Origin of the sequence: Neoroseomonas marina (assembly GCF_012927745.1) — a bacterium.
GTDB classification, from domain to species: Bacteria; Pseudomonadota; Alphaproteobacteria; order Acetobacterales; family Acetobacteraceae; genus Neoroseomonas; species Neoroseomonas marina.
The window spans coordinates 1-14,623 of record NZ_JABBKX010000013.1 but is presented as its reverse complement, the minus strand read 5'-3'; the positions used below and the strand labels follow the sequence as shown (position 1 = coordinate 14,623).

The window sequence follows — 14,623 nt, the reverse complement described above, 5'->3', positions numbered from 1 at the left end:
GGGAGGGGCCCGTCGCGGGTTGCGCGGCCCCCGGGCGGTCTGTATCTGTCCGGCCCCGTCGTGCGGCAGCGCCGCCGGCGTGACCTTTCCGCCCCGCCCGGCCCCAGGGACCGACCGCCGCCGATGGCTCGTATTGTCATGAAGTTCGGCGGCACCTCCGTCGCCGATCTCGATCGCATCCGCAACGTCGCCAACCGCGTGAAGCGGGAGGTGGACGCCGGCAACCAGGTCGCCGTCGTGGTCTCGGCCATGTCCGGCGTGACCAACCAGTTGGTCAAATGGTGCCAGGACCTCTCGCCGCTGCACGACGCGCGCGAATACGACACCGTCGTCGCGACGGGGGAGCAGGTGACGACCGGCCTCACCGCCATCGCGCTGCAGTCCATCGGGGTCGATGCGCGGTCCTGGCAGGGCTGGCAGGTGCCCATCGTCACCGACCAGGCGCATGGCAAGGCGCGGGTCGAGCAGATCGACGGCGCGGTGCTGATCGAGCGGATGGAAGCGGGCCAGGTGCCGGTGATCGCCGGCTTCCAGGGCATCGAGAACACGCGGCACCGGATCACGACGCTCGGGCGCGGCGGGTCGGATCTCTCGGCGGTCGCGATCGCCGCGGCTGTGAAGGCCGACCGCTGCGACATCTACACCGACGTGGACGGCATCTACACGACCGACCCGCGCATCGTGCCGCGGGCCCGGAAACTGGAGCGCATCTCCTTCGAGGAGATGCTCGAACTGGCCTCGGTCGGCGCCAAGGTGCTGCAGACCCGGTCGGTCGAACTGGCGATGAAGCTCGGCGTGCGGGTGCAGGTCGTGTCCTCCTTCGAGGACAAGCCCGGCTCGCTCGTGGTGGATGAGGACGAGATCGTGGAACAGCCCGTGGTTTCCGGCATCGCGTATTCCCGCGACGATGCCAAGGTGACGCTGCGTCGCGTGCCGGACCGGCCGGGCGTGGCGGCGAGCGTCTTCGGCCTGATGGCCAAGGCGAACGTGAACGTGGACATGATCGTCCAGAACATCGGCGCCGACGGCACCACGGACATGACCTTCACGGTCGGCAAGGCGGACCTCGCACGGGCGCAGGACGTGCTGGGCAAGGCACAGCCGGAGATCGGCTACGAGGCGGTGCTGGCCGACCCCGAGGTCGCGAAGATCTCGGTCGTGGGCATCGGCATGCGCAGCCATGCGGGTGTCGCGAACACCATGTTCAAGGCACTGGCCGAGAAGGGGATCAACATCCAGGTCATCTCGACCTCGGAGATCAAGGTCTCGGTGCTGGTGGCGGCCGACTACACGGAACTCGCGGTGCGGGCGCTGCACACCGCCTACGGGCTGGACGCCCCCGCGTGAGCCAGGCCGCCGACCGCGCGCCCGACTGGGCCTATGCCGAGTTCGACCGCCTGATGGCGCGCGGCGCCGGGTTCCTCGGCAGCCGCTACGCCATCATGGGCGGGGCCATGTCCTGGGTCAGCGAGCGGCACCTGGTCGCCGCGCTGTCCAATGCGGGCGCCTTCGGGGTGATCGCCTGCGGGGCGATGGAGCCGCCCCGCCTCGCGGAGGAGATCGCGGGGACGCAGGCGCTCACGCAGAAGCCCTTCGGCGTGAACCTGATCACCATGCATCCGCGGCTCGATCAGCTGGTGGATGTGTGCCTCGCGGCGAAGGTCGGGCACATCGTCTTCGCCGGCGGCATTCCGCCGGGCTCCGCGATCAAGAAGGCGAAGGAGGGTGGGGCGAAGGTCGTCTGCTTCGCCCCCGCGCTGGTGCTCGCGAAGCGGCTGATCCGCAGCGGGGCGGATGCGCTGGTGATCGAGGGTTCCGAGGCGGGCGGGCATATCGGCCCCGTGTCGCTGAACGTGCTGGCGCAGGAGATCCTGCCCTACATCGCCGATGTCCCCGTCTTCGTCGCGGGCGGGATCGGGCGCGGGGAGGCGATCCTGTCCTACCTCGAGATGGGGGCGGCGGGTGCGCAGGTCGGCACGCGCTTCGTCTGCGCGAGCGAGTGCATCGCGCACCCGAACTTCAAGCAGGCCTTCATCCGCGGCCAGGCGCGCGACGCCATGCCGACGATCCAGCTGGATGACGCCTTCCCGGTGATCCCGGTCCGCGCCCTGCAGAACCAGGGGACGAAGCGCTTCCTGGAGCACCAGGCCGAGACCATCCGCCGGTTCAAGGCGGGCGAGCTCGACAAGGAGGCCGCGCAGCTCGACATCGAGCATTTCTGGGCCGGCGCCCTGCGCCGCGCGGTGATCGACGGCGATGTCGAGAGCGGGTCCGTCATGGCCGGTCAGTCGGTCGGCATGGTGACCAAGGAACAGCCCGCCGCCGAGATCATTGCGGAGCTGGTGGACCAGGCGGCGGCGGCCATCGCCGCTCGTCGCAACAAGGGCGCCTGACCGCGCCAAGGGCCTTTGCGGGCACGGCCCGCAGGTTTAGAAGCCGCGGGTCGATACCGAGAGCTCATGAAACGGACTCCCCGCCCCGACCTGACCGCCGCCGAAGCTGCCCGCGTGGGGGAAGACCTCCGTGAAGCGAGGCTCACGCTGGGCGCCAGCGTCGAGGACATGGCGGAACGGCTGCGGATCAATCGGCGCTATATCCATGCGCTCGAGGAAGGGCGGATCAAGGACCTGCCGGGCCCCGCCTATGCCGTCGGCTTCGTCCGGTCCTATGCCGCCGCGCTCGGGCTCGATCCCGATGAGGCGGTGCGGCGGTTCCGCGACGTGACAGGCGGGGCGGCGACGAAGAACGGCGAACTGGTCTTCCCGGAGCCCGTGCCGTCACGCGGCGTCCCGGCGGGCGCCTTGGTGGCTGTGGGCGCGGTGCTCGCGGTCGGCGCCTATGTCGCCTGGTACAATTGGAGCGGATCCGGGAGCCGGGTCGTCGATGCGGTGCCGCCGGTGCCCGCGCGGCTGGATCCCGCCGTGCCGGAGGCGCAGCGACCGCGCGAGACCGCCGCCCCGGGGACGCCCGGCGCGCCGACGCAGGCTGCGGCCGCGCCCGCCGGACCGGCGGCGTCCGTCGCACCTGCGGCGCAGCCCGCACCCGCCCCGGCCGCGGCACCCGTCCCGCCGGGCATGGCGGGCGTCGTGCTGCGCGCGCGGGGCGAGACCTGGGTCCAGGTGCGCGACAGCCGGCAGAACCAGACCGTGCTCGACCGCGTGTTGCGTGCCGGAGACACCTACCAGGTGCCGCCCCGCGACGGCATGGTCCTGACCACGGGCAAGGCCGAGAACCTCGACGTTCTGCTGGATGGGCAGGTCGTCGCGGTGCTGGTCGGCGCGACCGGCGTGCGCCGCGGATTGGCGCTCGATACCGAGCGCCTGCGTGCGGCGGGACCGGCGGCCGCGGCGACGACGCCGGCGGCGCCTGCGGCCGGACCGGCGGCGGCTGCGCCGCAGCTCCGCCCGGCGACGCCGGATGCTGCGCCACGTCCGGCACCGCAGGGCGCCCGGCCCTAAAGGCGCGTTCCGGCCTTCCGGCCGCCAGCACCACGGGCCATATTGCCAGGGGCGTTTGCCCGAGATCGGAAGGCCTGCATGTCCTATCGCCCGTACCAGCAGATCCTGCGCCGCGCGTCGCGGCAGATCGGCGTCGGCAAGGTGCGCGTGGGCGGGGATGCGCCGATCTCGGTTCAGACCATGACCAACACGCCGACCGAGGACGCCAAGGCGACAATCGAGCAGATCCGCCGCTGCGAGCTCGCAGGCGTGGACATCGTCCGGGTGTCCTGCCCGACCGAGGAAAGCACCGCCGCGCTGCATGAGATCGTGCGCGAGGTGAATGTCCCGGTCGTCGCCGACATCCATTTCCACTACCGGCGCGCCATCGAGGCCGCCGAGGCGGGCGCGGCCTGCCTGCGCATCAACCCCGGCAACATCGGGTCGAAGGAGCGCGTGAAGGAGGTCGTGAAGGCCGCGCGCGACCATGGCTGCTCGATCCGCATCGGGGTGAATGCGGGCAGCCTCGAGAAGCATCTGCTCGAGAAGTACGGGGAGCCCAACCCGGAGGCGCTGGTCGAGAGCGCGCTGTGGCACGCCGACCACCTGCTCCAGGAAGGCTTCGACGAGTTCAAGATCAGCGTGAAGGCGTCCGACGTCTTCCTGGCCGTCGCGGCGTATCAGCAGCTCGCCGAGGCCTGCGACCATCCGCTGCATATCGGCATCACCGAGGCCGGCGGGCGGCGCGCGGGGACGGTCAAGAGCGCGATCGGGCTCGGGTCGCTGCTCTGGGCAGGCATCGGGGACACGCTGCGCGTCTCCCTGAGCGCGGAGCCCGAGGAAGAGGTCGCGGTCGGCTGGGACCTGCTGAAATCCCTGCACCTGCGCCATCGCGGGGTGAAGATCATTTCCTGCCCGTCCTGCGCGCGGCAGGGCTTCGACGTCATCCGCACGGTCGAGACGCTCGAGGAACGGCTTGCGCACATTTCGGAGCCGATCACGCTGTCGATCATCGGCTGCGTGGTGAATGGGCCCGGCGAGGCGCTGATGACCGACATCGGGCTGACAGGCGGCGGTGCCGGCACGCACATGGTCTATGCCGCCGGCAAGACGGACCACACCATCCGCACCGAGGAGATGGTGGAGCACATCGTCGGCCTGGTGACGGCCAAGGCCGAGGCGATGGCCGAGGCGAAGCGTGCGGAGGCCTCCGAGGCAGATCGGCAGGCGGCCGAATGACGCCACCGCCGCGTCGTCTGGCGGCGCCCCTGTGGCGCCGGTCGCCCGTTGCCGGCCTGTTGGGGGGCTTCCTCCTCCTGGTGCAACCGGCGGCGGCGCAGACCGGCGGCGAGGACGCGACGGACGGTGGGGCCGGCCGCAGCGGGGGAGGCTCGGCCTTCTGCACCGAGATCAACGCCCGCGCCTTCGAGGCGTCGCTGGTGATCCGGCAGCATTCGAGTTCCCTGTCCGCCGGCTTCGAGACGGATGCGCGGCCCCAGGCGCTGCAGATGCTCGCATGGCTGGACCAGTGGATGGGCCGGCTGCGGACGCTGGTCGAACTGGGCGACGCTGCGCAATGCCTGGACGAAGGCGAGGCGGAGACCTACAGGCGTGCGCTGGTCATGGCCTCTCGCGTCGGGAACCAGGTGCGGGACGAGGTGCTTCGCCCCGTTCCGGCCCGCCCCGGCACGCAGCAGGCCCGGCCGCAGCGCCGCTAGACGCCCTTTCGACTGGATACCGTGATGACAGCCTTGCAGCCCGTCCGTGGCACGCGCGACCTCATCGGCGAGGATTTCCGCCGCCACCACGCCGTCGTGGAGACGGCACGGCGGATCAGCGCGCTCTATGGCTTCGAGGAATGGGCGACGCCGATCTTCGAGGATACGCGCGTCTTCTCGCGCGGGCTGGGCGACACCTCGGACGTCGTCTCGAAGGAGATGTATTCCTTCGAGGACCGCGGCGGAGAGAGCCTGACCCTGCGGCCGGAATACACCGCCGGGCTGTGCCGGGCGCTGGTGAGCAACGGGCTCACGCAGACCAACCTGCCGCGCAAGGTCTTCGCGACCGGGCCGATGTTCCGCTACGAGCGGCCGCAGAAGGGGCGCTACCGGCAGTTCCACCAGATCGACCTCGAGGTGCTGGGCGCCGCCGAGCCGCTGGCGGATGCCGAGGTCATCGCCGCGGGGTGGGACATCCTCTGTGCGCTCGGGGTGTCAGACGGCACCGTGCTCGAGATCAACACGCTGGGGGATGCGGAGAGCCGGGCGGCCTATCGCGCGGCGCTGGTGGCGTATTTCTCCGCCCACCAGGACGCGCTGAGCCACGACAGCCGCGTGCGGCTGGAGAAGAACCCGCTGCGCATCCTGGACAGCAAGGACGAGAAGGACCGGGCGATCGTCGCGGGAGCGCCGGTGATCGGCGACCATCTGACGGCGGACGCGGCAGCCTTCTACACCGCGGTGAAGACGCATCTGGTGCGTTTCGGCGTGCCGTTCCGCGAGAATCCGCGGATCGTGCGGGGGCTCGACTACTACAGCCACACGGCCTTCGAGTTCGTGACCGACCGGCTGGGTGCCCAGGGCACCGTCATGGCGGGCGGGCGGTACAATGGCCTGGTCGAGGAGATGGGCGGGCCGGCAACGCCGTCGGTCGGCTGGGCCGCGGGGATCGAGCGGCTGGCGATGCTGTTGCCCGTCGCGCCGGCGGCCGCGCGGCCCGTGGCGGTGATCCCCGTGGGCGACGCGGCGGAAGGGCCGGCGCTGGACGTGCTGCAGGCGCTGCGGCGGCAGGGCGTGGTGGCCGAGATCGCCTATCGCGGGAACCTGAAGCGCCGGATGGAGCGGGCGAACCGGATCGGGGCGCGGGCCGCCGTGATCCTTGGCGAGGAGGAGATTGCGGCAGGGGTGGCGCAGCTGCGCGACCTCGATGCCGGGACGCAGGAGAAGGTGCCTCTGTCGGAGGTGCCGGGGCGGCTTGGGTGATCGCGGGGATCGAAGAGGTGGGGGGAGAAGGGAACTTCTCCCCCCACACCCCCCTCAACCTTCTTTGGAACCAGGTATCCAAAGAAGGGAGGGGGATCGGGGGAGGTTCTCCTCCCCCGACCTGCCTGGACCGCTTCGCATGAGCCTTCCGTCCCGCCTCGACCGCCTGCTGACGCGCGCGGAGGAAATCCGCCACACGCTGGAGACCGCGCCGGGTGCGGAGATCGGCGCGCTGTCGAAGGAATTGGCGGAACTGGAGCCGTTGGTCGCCAAGGTCGCCGAGCTGCGCACCGCCGAGCGAGCCCGCGACGAGGCCGAGGCGCTGATGGCCGATCCGGAGATGCGCGACCTCGCGGAGGCCGAATGGCTCGAGCAGAAGGAGCGTGTGCCGGTGCTCGAGCGCGAGCTGCGCCTGCTGCTGCTGCCGCGCGACGCGGCGGATGAGCGGAGCGCGATCCTCGAGGTGCGGCCGGCGGCGGGTGGCGACGAGGCAGGGCTGTTCGCGGCGGAGCTGTTCCGCGCCTATCAGCGTTATGCCGAGGGGCGCGGCTGGCGGTTCGAGGTACTTGACTACGACGAGAGCGACCTGGGCGGCGTGAAGGGCGCGACCGCGGAGATCGCCGGCCGCGGCGTCTTCGCGCGGCTGAAGTTCGAGAGCGGTGTGCACCGGGTCCAGCGCGTGCCGGCCACGGAGACGCAGGGGCGCATTCATACCTCGACGGTGACCGTGGCCGTGCTGCCGGAAGCCGAGGAGGTGGACGTGCAGGTCAATGAGGGCGACCTGCGCATCGACACGTATCGTGCATCAGGTGCCGGCGGGCAGCACGTCAACAAGACGGATTCCGCGGTGCGCATCACGCATCTGCCCACGGGGATCGTGGTCGCGATGCAGGAGGAGAAGTCGCAGCACAAGAACCGCGCCAAGGCGATGAAGGTGCTGCGGGCACGGTTGTACGATGCGCAGCGGACCGCCGCCGACAGCGCGCGGGCGGCGGACCGGAAGTCCCAGGTGGGGACCGGCGATCGCTCCGAGCGGATCCGCACGTACAACTTCCCGCAGGGGCGGGTGACCGACCATCGCATCGGGCTGACGCTGCACAAGATCGACCGCGTCATGCTGGGCGAGTTCGACGACATCTTCGACGCGCTGATCGCCGAGGACCAGGCGGCGCGGTTGGCGGCCGAGGCGGCGTGAGCGGCTGCGCGGATCCTGGCGGGTCCGTCGGCGCCTTCCTGTGCCAGGCGGGCCAGGTGCTGCGGGCGGCGGGGATCGAGGCGCCGAGGCTCGAGGCGCGGCGGTTGCTGGCCCATGCGATGGGCTGCCGGGAGGAGGACCTGCTGCGCGATCCGCGGGCGGCCGTGCCGGGCGGGGCGGCGGCGGCTTTCGGGGAGGCCCTGCGGCGGCGTGCGGCGCATGAGCCCGTCGCGCATATCCTGGGTCGGCAGGGGTTCTGGACGCTGGACCTGGAGGTCTCGGGCGACACGCTGATCCCCCGCGCGGATTCGGAGGCCATCGTGGAGGCGGCACTGGCGGCATTTCCGCGGGTCGACGCCATTCGGCGGGTGCTGGACCTCGGGACCGGGACGGGGGCGCTGCTGCTGGCGGTGCTGGCCGAGGCGCCGGGGGCGTGGGGCGTCGGGGTCGATCTCTCGCCCGCGGCGGCGGGTTTGGCGGCCCGGAATGCGGCGGCGAACGGGCTGGGCGGGCGGGCGGCCTTCCTGGCGGGGGACTGGGATTCGGCGCTGGCGGGGCGGTTCGACCTGGTGCTGTCGAACCCTCCGTATATCGCGTCCGACGAGATCGCCGGGCTGATGCCGGAGGTGGCGCGGCACGAGCCCCGCCTGGCGCTCGACGGCGGGCCGGACGGGTTTGACGCCTATCGGCGGATCGCGGCGCGGCTGCCGGCCTTGCTGGCGCCGGGCGGGCGGGCGGTGCTGGAACTCGGGATCGGGCAGCGGTCGGCGGTCGAGGCCATCGCGGCGGCGGAGGGGCTTCGGTCGCTCGGCGCGCGGGAGGACCTGGGCGGGGTGGAGCGGGCGCTCGTTCTGGCAGCGCAGTAGGGCCCCAAAAAACAGTTTGGCTGCCCGGACGGTCGCGGCTAGGTTGCGGAAGCGGCCGGGGAAGGTCGGAACCCTCCCCAAGATCCGGACGGCCCCGTGGCGGGTCCTCCCGCCCGAAGGATCCGGGGCCGCGTGGATGCAACGAAACCGGATGCGTGCTGGCTCCCTCGGCCCTCTCAAGGGGTCGTTTCAGCCGGTGCGGCGCGGATGCGAGACAGCGAAACAGCACACCGATGAACATGAAGCGCATGCGCGGTCGTGGCGGCCATCGCCACGGGGGCGGCGGGCAGTTCCGCCATAGCGGCGGCGGGAGTGGGGGTGGCGGTGACCGCCAGCCTCTCAACCGGAACCACGTCTTCGACTCGAATGGGCCGGACATGCGGCTCCGCGGGACGGCGCAGCAGCTTTTCGAAAAGTACCTGCAGCTCGGCCGGGACGCGACGAGCGGCGGCGACCGGGTGATGGCGGAATCCTACTTCCAGCATGCGGAGCACTATTTCCGCATCCTCAACGCCATGAACCAGGCGGCGGCGCAGCACCAGCAGCAGCAGCCCCAGCAGCGGCGCTACCAGGGGCAGGAGCAGCCCGGCGAGGGCGAGGCGCAGGGCGAGGCCGTGGAGATGGCCAGCCCCGGGCCGACCGAGATGCCCGAGGCGGAAGGCGCCGAGGGCGAGGCCCGCGAACCCGCGTGATTGGCCGGCGGCGACATCGGTCGCCGCCCAGGCGGGTGTCACGGCCCTCGGGTGAGCCCAATCCGGGCACACCCGCGTGACGGCGGCAGGGCGTGCGGTCGCCCGGCTGGCGGCATGCGGGCGAAGGCTGCGCGATACGATCCGTCGCGGCCTTCCCGTGTCCCGAAGCCTCGATCCGGCTGCATTCCCGCCGCCATGGATGGTGCGGCCTGATTGGCCGAGCGATTCGATCGGTTGGCGCGTGGGCGGCGAGGCCCACTTCTTCCAGGTGCGCGAGCGTGATGCGGCGCTGAGCCCGGCCGAGCAGGCGGCCCATAAACGTGCATTCCCGGTGCCGCCGGCCTGGGAGGGCTATCTGGACAGCGGCCGCAAGGGTTGGCGCCTGTTCGGCTGAGGGCAAGGCCGGCCGGTAGGGACGCGGGCGCTCAGGGCGCGTCGTCGTCGTGCAGCTGCAACGCGTCGCCCGCGGCGATACGCCCACCCGCGATCACCTCCGCATAGACGCCGAGGTCGGCATGTCCGAAATGCTGGCGCAGCCAGCGCGGCGGCTCGGCGTCGCGCTCGCCCGTGGCGGGGTTCACCTCGGTCGCCGGGCAGCGGACGATGCGCTTGACGATGCGCAGCCTGGCCTGGCCGAGCAGGATCTCCCGGCCGATCCAGTCGAACTCGGCCCAGGGGCTGCCACCCGAGACGTAGACATTGGCGCGGAAGCGCAGCGGGTCGAGCGTCGTGCCCGTCGCCTGTTCGAGCGCATGCAGGCTCGACAACCCGATGATGGAGACGACCTTCTTCGCGACGTCGGAAAAGGAATGGCCGGGAGCCTCGACGAAGCGCGGGGTGCCACGAGCTTCCTCGCCCATAAAGGCGGCGAGGTGGGCGGCGATGGCGGCGCGGCCCTCGGGGCTGCGCGTGTCGCCCAGGAACGGTGGCGCGCCGGGGGTCCGGATGGCGAGTTCGCCGGTCCGGCCGTCGAAGGCCGAGTGGGCGAGGGCGAGGCGGGCGTTGACCATCAGACAGGCGAAGTTGCGCTTCGGCAGCCAGGCCGGGGCGGCCGCGTCGAAGGGGGAGTCGCCCTGAGCCAGGGCAAAGCGGCGATCGTGGGGGAGGGTCTCGCCGGGGGTCAGCGTCACCTCTTCCATGGCCTCGGCCGTCAGGCCCTTCACCGGGTAGCGATAGATCGTCTCGATGCGCATGGCGGCCCCTTGAAGCAGATCAAGGACGCATACCACATGGGTGTCCGATAGAGGCGTGCCTGCTGCCCGATCGGGGGTAGGCTACCGCCTGTCCGCTCTGGAGAGGGACGCATGGACATCGAGAAGTTTACCGACCGGGCCCGCGGTTTCCTGCAGGCCGCACAGACCATCGCCATTCGCGAATATCACCAGCAGGTGACGCCGGCGCATCTCGCCAAGGCGCTGCTGGACGATGCCGAGGGCGCCGCCGCCGGGTTGATCCGCGCCGCCGGCGCCGATCCGGCGCGCGTCAAGCAGGCGCTCGAGGCGATCCTCGCGAAGCTGCCCAAGGTATCGGGCGGCGGCGCGGGCCAGCCGCAGTTCACCCCCGACATCGTGCGCGTGCTCGATGCCGCGCAGCAGCAGGCGACGAAGGCCGGCGACCAGTTCGTCGCGCAGGACCGCCTGCTCGTCGCGCTGGCGGCGAGCGAGGGTGAGACCGGACGCGCCTTCCGCGACGCGGGGGCCGATCCGCAGCGGTTGGAGAAGGCGGTCGCCGACCTGCGCAAGGGACGCACCGTGAACAGCCAGAACGCCGAGGAATCCTTCGACGCGCTGAAGAAGTACGCGCGGGACATCACCGCCGCGGCGCGCGAGGGCAAGCTCGACCCGGTGATCGGGCGCGACGAGGAGATCCGCCGGTCGATCCAGGTGCTGGCGCGGCGCACGAAGAACAACCCGGTGCTGATCGGCGAGCCCGGCGTCGGCAAGACGGCGATCGTCGAGGGCCTGGCGCTGCGCATCGTCAAGGGCGACGTGCCGGAGGCGCTGAAGGACAAGAAGGTGATGGCGCTCGACCTCGGCGCCATGGTCGCGGGTGCGAAGTACCGCGGCGAGTTCGAGGAGCGCCTGAAGGGCGTGCTCCAGGAAGTGGAGCAGGCGGAAGGCGACATCATCCTGTTCATCGACGAGATGCACACGCTGGTCGGCGCGGGCAAGGCGGATGGCGCGATGGACGCGTCCAACCTGCTGAAGCCGGCGCTGGCGCGCGGCGAGTTGCACTGCATCGGCGCGACCACGCTCGACGAATACCGCAAGCATGTCGAGAAGGACGCGGCGCTGGCGCGGCGCTTCCAACCCGTTTTCGTGGGTGAGCCGAGCGTCGAGGACACCATCTCGATCCTGCGCGGCATCAAGGAGAAGTACGAGCTGCACCACGGCGTCCGCATCACGGACAGCGCGCTGGTGGCGGCGGCGACGCTGTCGAACCGCTACATCACCGACCGCTTCCTGCCCGACAAGGCGATCGACCTGATCGACGAGGCGTCGTCGCGTCTGCGCATGCAGGTGGATTCGAAGCCCGAGGAGCTCGACGCGATCGACCGCGATCTGATGCGGCTGAAGATCGAGCGCGAGGCGCTGAAGAAGGAGCAGGACGCGGCCTCCAGGGACCGGCTGCAGAAGCTCGAGAAGGAACTCGCCGACCTCGAGGAGCGCTCGCGCGAGATGACGCAGCGCTGGGAAGCGGAGAAGGGCAAGGTCGTCGAGAGCCAGAAGCTGAAGGAGCAGCTCGACAAGGCGCGGACCGAAGTGGAGCTGGCGCAGCGCAAGGGCGACCTGACGAAGGCGTCGGAGCTGCTCTATGCGACCATCCCGCAGCTCGAGAAGAAGCTCGCCGACGCGGGTTCGGGCGATGCGCGGCTGGTGAACGAGGCGGTGACCGAGGAAGGCATCGCGGCGGTCGTGTCGCGCTGGACGGGCGTGCCGGTCGAGAAGATGCTCGAGGGCGAACGCGCCAAGCTGCTGCGGATGGAGGACGAGCTGCGCAAGCGCGTCGTTGGCCAGGAGGAGGCGCTCGAAGCGGTCTCCAAGGCCGTGCGGCGGGCGCGGGCCGGGCTGCAGGATCCCCATCGCCCGATCGGGTCGTTCCTGTTTCTCGGCCCGACGGGCGTGGGCAAGACCGAGCTGGTGAAGGCGCTGGCGCAGTACCTGTTCGACGACGAGCGGGCGATGACGCGCATCGACATGAGCGAGTTCATGGAGAAGCACGCCGTCTCCCGCCTGATCGGCGCGCCGCCGGGCTATGTCGGCTACGAGGAAGGCGGCACGCTGACCGAGGCGGTGCGGCGCCGGCCCTATCAGGTGATCCTGTTCGACGAGGTCGAGAAGGCGCATGACGACGTCTTCAACGTCCTGCTGCAGGTGCTCGACGACGGGCGGCTGACGGACGGGCAGGGGCGGACCGTCGACTTCCGCAACACGATCATCGTGCTGACGAGCAACCTCGGCAGCCAGGCGATCGCGGAACTGCCGGAGAATGCCGATGTCGATACGGCGCGCCCGGCGGTGATGCGGGCGGTGCGCGAGCGGTTCCGGCCCGAGTTCCTGAACCGCCTTGACGAGATCGTGCTGTTCCGGCGCCTGGCGCGCGGCGACATGGCCTCGATCGTCGACATCCAGCTGCAGCGGCTGCGCAAGCTGCTGGAGGACCGCAAGGTCACGCTGGAGCTGGACGAGAAGGCGCGGGAGTGGCTGGCCGAGGCGGGCTATGACCCGATCTACGGCGCGCGGCCGCTGAAGCGGGTCATCCAGAGGAACCTGCAGGACCGGCTGGCCGGGCTGTTGCTGGAAGGCAGCATCAAGGATGGCGACACGGTCGGGGTGACGGCGTCCCAGGATGGCCTCGAAGTGAGGCCGGGTCTGGCCGCGGCGGCCTGAAGCAACGACGGGCCGGCGCGATGCGCGCCGGCCCTGTCCGCCTCAATCCGGCGCCATCGCGACTTCTTCGCGGGTGCGGAGGTTGGTCGCCATGCGGTCGAGCGAACGCTGGCGCGTGCGGAAGGCGTTGAGTTCGGCGCCCGCGAGGCGCGTCGCGGGCTGCACATGCCGCGAGGGGTTCACCGCGCGGCCCCGCGCGATGACCTCGTAGTGCAGGTGTGGACCGGTCGACCTGCCGGTCGATCCGACTGCGCCGATCACGTCACCCTGGCGGACGCGGCGGCCGCCGGTGATGCCGCGGCCGAAGCGCGAGAGGTGCGCATAGCGTGTCTCCGTGCCGTTGGCGTGGCGCAGCCGGACCATCAGGCCGTAGCCGCCTTCGCGCTTCGCCGACGCCACGACGCCATCGGCGGCGGCATAGACCGGCGTGCCGCTCGGCGCGGCGAAGTCGATGCCCTGATGCATCCGGTTGAAGCCCAGGACCGGGTGGCTCCGCATGCCGAAGCCCGATGAAACGCGAGCCCCGTCGAGCGGCGTGCGCAGGAAGGAGCGGCGAAGGCTGCGGCCGTCCGAATCATACCAGTCATAGGCGCCGCCGCGATCCTTGTGCCGCCAGACGGCCAGCCTGCGGCCCGACAGGGTCAGCGTCGCCTGGAGGACCTGGCCGTGACCGAGGATGTCGCCGTCGCTGCCGCGGTAGCGATCGAACAGGATGGAGAAGCGGTCGCCGGGCTGCAGGTCCCGCTGGAAGTCGACCTGGTGACCCAGGATGCGGATGAGCGACAAGGCAAGGCCCGGCGGGATGCCCGCCGTCGTCATGGCCGGGAAGAGGCCCCCATCCACGGTTCCCTCGGCACGCACAAGGAAGCGGCTGCGGGGGGCAACGGTTTCGGCGGCCCGCCAGGTGCCGTCCGCCTGCCGTAAGGCGCGGACGGTCCGGCCGGGCTGGGGCTCGACTTCGATCTCGAGCAGCTCGGGGGCATCGCCGGCCGAAAGTCGAATGGCGACCTCGTTGCCCGGACGCAGCCCCGAGGGCCGGTAGAGGCTGGAGAGGGCGGCGATGGCCGCATGCGCGGCGGAGGCATCGATGCCGGCGCTACCCAGAAGGCCCGCGAGGGTGTCGCCCCGCCGAACGACGAGCACGCGCTCCGTCGGGGCGGAGTCGGCGGCTTCGGAGGCCGCCGGAGACTCCTGAGGTGCGTCCTGCGGGGTGGCCAAGGCGGGGCTGGAGGCGAGGCAGAACGTGAGGAAAGGCAGGACGAGCGCGGTTCTGGCGCGAAGTGGCCGCATGGTCGACGTGGCTCCCTGGCTTAGGATCGCGAGAGCGCAGGGGGCATGGATCGGGTCCGAATGACAAGGGCGTAATGCTGCCGAAGCGATTCGACGAATGATCAAGAGTCCGACCTATGCGTCCAGCGCATTGCACGAAACCGCATGAAACCCGTTTGACATGGTTCGAGGAGGCCCGTAAAAGCCCGCCACGCCGCTGGTGGGGCGGGGTTGACGGACGGGGGTTGAGGCCTTAGGTTCGTTGGCCCGCTGAGGAAGCGGGGTTTCGCTGG

Annotated in this window: 13 protein-coding genes; 11 read left to right on the top strand and 2 right to left on the bottom strand. The window is 70.9% G+C overall.

The genetic code is table 11. The features are described 5' to 3' along the window. Nucleotides 1-123: 123 nt before the first annotated feature. The 10 genes from GWK16_RS23490 (at nucleotide 124) to GWK16_RS23445 (ending at nucleotide 9,565) form a co-directional block, all read left to right on the top strand. The gene (locus tag GWK16_RS23490) at nucleotides 124-1,347 is read left to right on the top strand and encodes an aspartate kinase (protein WP_170056419.1); all 1,224 of its coding nucleotides are present in this window, start codon (nucleotides 124-126) and stop codon (nucleotides 1,345-1,347) included. Nucleotides 1,348-1,400: 53 nt separating this feature from the next. Further along, complete coding sequence (locus GWK16_RS23485) at nucleotides 1,401-2,393, top strand: NAD(P)H-dependent flavin oxidoreductase (protein WP_211187680.1); 993 nt, start codon at nucleotides 1,401-1,403, stop codon at nucleotides 2,391-2,393. A 66-nt stretch (nucleotides 2,394-2,459) separates the two neighbouring features. Further along, nucleotides 2,460-3,458 carry a helix-turn-helix domain-containing protein gene (locus GWK16_RS23480; protein WP_170056417.1) on the top strand — a complete coding sequence of 333 codons (999 nt, stop codon included), beginning with the start codon at nucleotides 2,460-2,462 and terminating at the stop codon, nucleotides 3,456-3,458. Nucleotides 3,459-3,536: 78 nt separating this feature from the next. Then, nucleotides 3,537-4,676, top strand: a complete 1,140-nt coding sequence (ispG, locus tag GWK16_RS23475) for a flavodoxin-dependent (E)-4-hydroxy-3-methylbut-2-enyl-diphosphate synthase (protein ID WP_170056416.1) — start codon at nucleotides 3,537-3,539, stop codon at nucleotides 4,674-4,676. Next, the gene (locus tag GWK16_RS23470; protein WP_170056415.1) at nucleotides 4,673-5,155 is read left to right on the top strand and encodes a hypothetical protein; all 483 of its coding nucleotides are present in this window, start codon (nucleotides 4,673-4,675) and stop codon (nucleotides 5,153-5,155) included. Before ispG ends, GWK16_RS23470 begins: the two co-directional genes overlap by 4 nt. Before the next feature lie 24 nt (nucleotides 5,156-5,179). Further along, nucleotides 5,180-6,418: a histidine--tRNA ligase gene (hisS, locus tag GWK16_RS23465; protein WP_170056414.1), complete on the top strand. Its 1,239-nt coding sequence runs from the start codon at nucleotides 5,180-5,182 to the stop codon at nucleotides 6,416-6,418. A gap of 139 nt (nucleotides 6,419-6,557) precedes the next feature. Next, nucleotides 6,558-7,613 carry a peptide chain release factor 1 gene (gene prfA / locus GWK16_RS23460; RefSeq protein WP_170056413.1) on the top strand — a complete coding sequence of 352 codons (1,056 nt, stop codon included), beginning with the start codon at nucleotides 6,558-6,560 and terminating at the stop codon, nucleotides 7,611-7,613. Further along, nucleotides 7,610-8,479, top strand: a complete 870-nt coding sequence (prmC, locus tag GWK16_RS23455) for a peptide chain release factor N(5)-glutamine methyltransferase (RefSeq protein ID WP_170056412.1) — start codon at nucleotides 7,610-7,612, stop codon at nucleotides 8,477-8,479. Before prfA ends, prmC begins: the two co-directional genes overlap by 4 nt. 233 nt (nucleotides 8,480-8,712) lie before the next feature. After that, nucleotides 8,713-9,171, top strand: coding sequence for a DUF4167 domain-containing protein (locus GWK16_RS23450; RefSeq protein WP_170056411.1), 459 nt, complete (start codon nucleotides 8,713-8,715; stop codon nucleotides 9,169-9,171). A 76-nt stretch (nucleotides 9,172-9,247) separates the two neighbouring features. Beyond that, nucleotides 9,248-9,565, top strand: a complete 318-nt coding sequence (locus GWK16_RS23445) for a hypothetical protein (protein ID WP_170056410.1) — start codon at nucleotides 9,248-9,250, stop codon at nucleotides 9,563-9,565. 31 nt (nucleotides 9,566-9,596) lie between these two features. On the opposite strand, the gene GWK16_RS23440 is transcribed toward GWK16_RS23445, so the two are convergent. Further along, nucleotides 9,597-10,364: an MOSC domain-containing protein gene (locus tag GWK16_RS23440; RefSeq protein ID WP_170056409.1), complete on the bottom strand. Its 768-nt coding sequence runs from the start codon at nucleotides 10,362-10,364 to the stop codon at nucleotides 9,597-9,599. A 111-nt stretch (nucleotides 10,365-10,475) separates the two neighbouring features. Between GWK16_RS23440 and clpB the strand changes: the two genes are divergently transcribed. Beyond that, nucleotides 10,476-13,061, top strand: coding sequence for an ATP-dependent chaperone ClpB (clpB, locus tag GWK16_RS23435; protein ID WP_170056408.1), 2,586 nt, complete (start codon nucleotides 10,476-10,478; stop codon nucleotides 13,059-13,061). A 42-nt stretch (nucleotides 13,062-13,103) separates the two neighbouring features. Here clpB and GWK16_RS25655 read toward each other — a convergent pair whose 3' ends face one another. Beyond that, nucleotides 13,104-14,204: a peptidoglycan DD-metalloendopeptidase family protein gene (locus tag GWK16_RS25655; RefSeq protein WP_170056407.1), complete on the bottom strand. Its 1,101-nt coding sequence runs from the start codon at nucleotides 14,202-14,204 to the stop codon at nucleotides 13,104-13,106. Nucleotides 14,205-14,623: the final 419 nt, after the last annotated feature.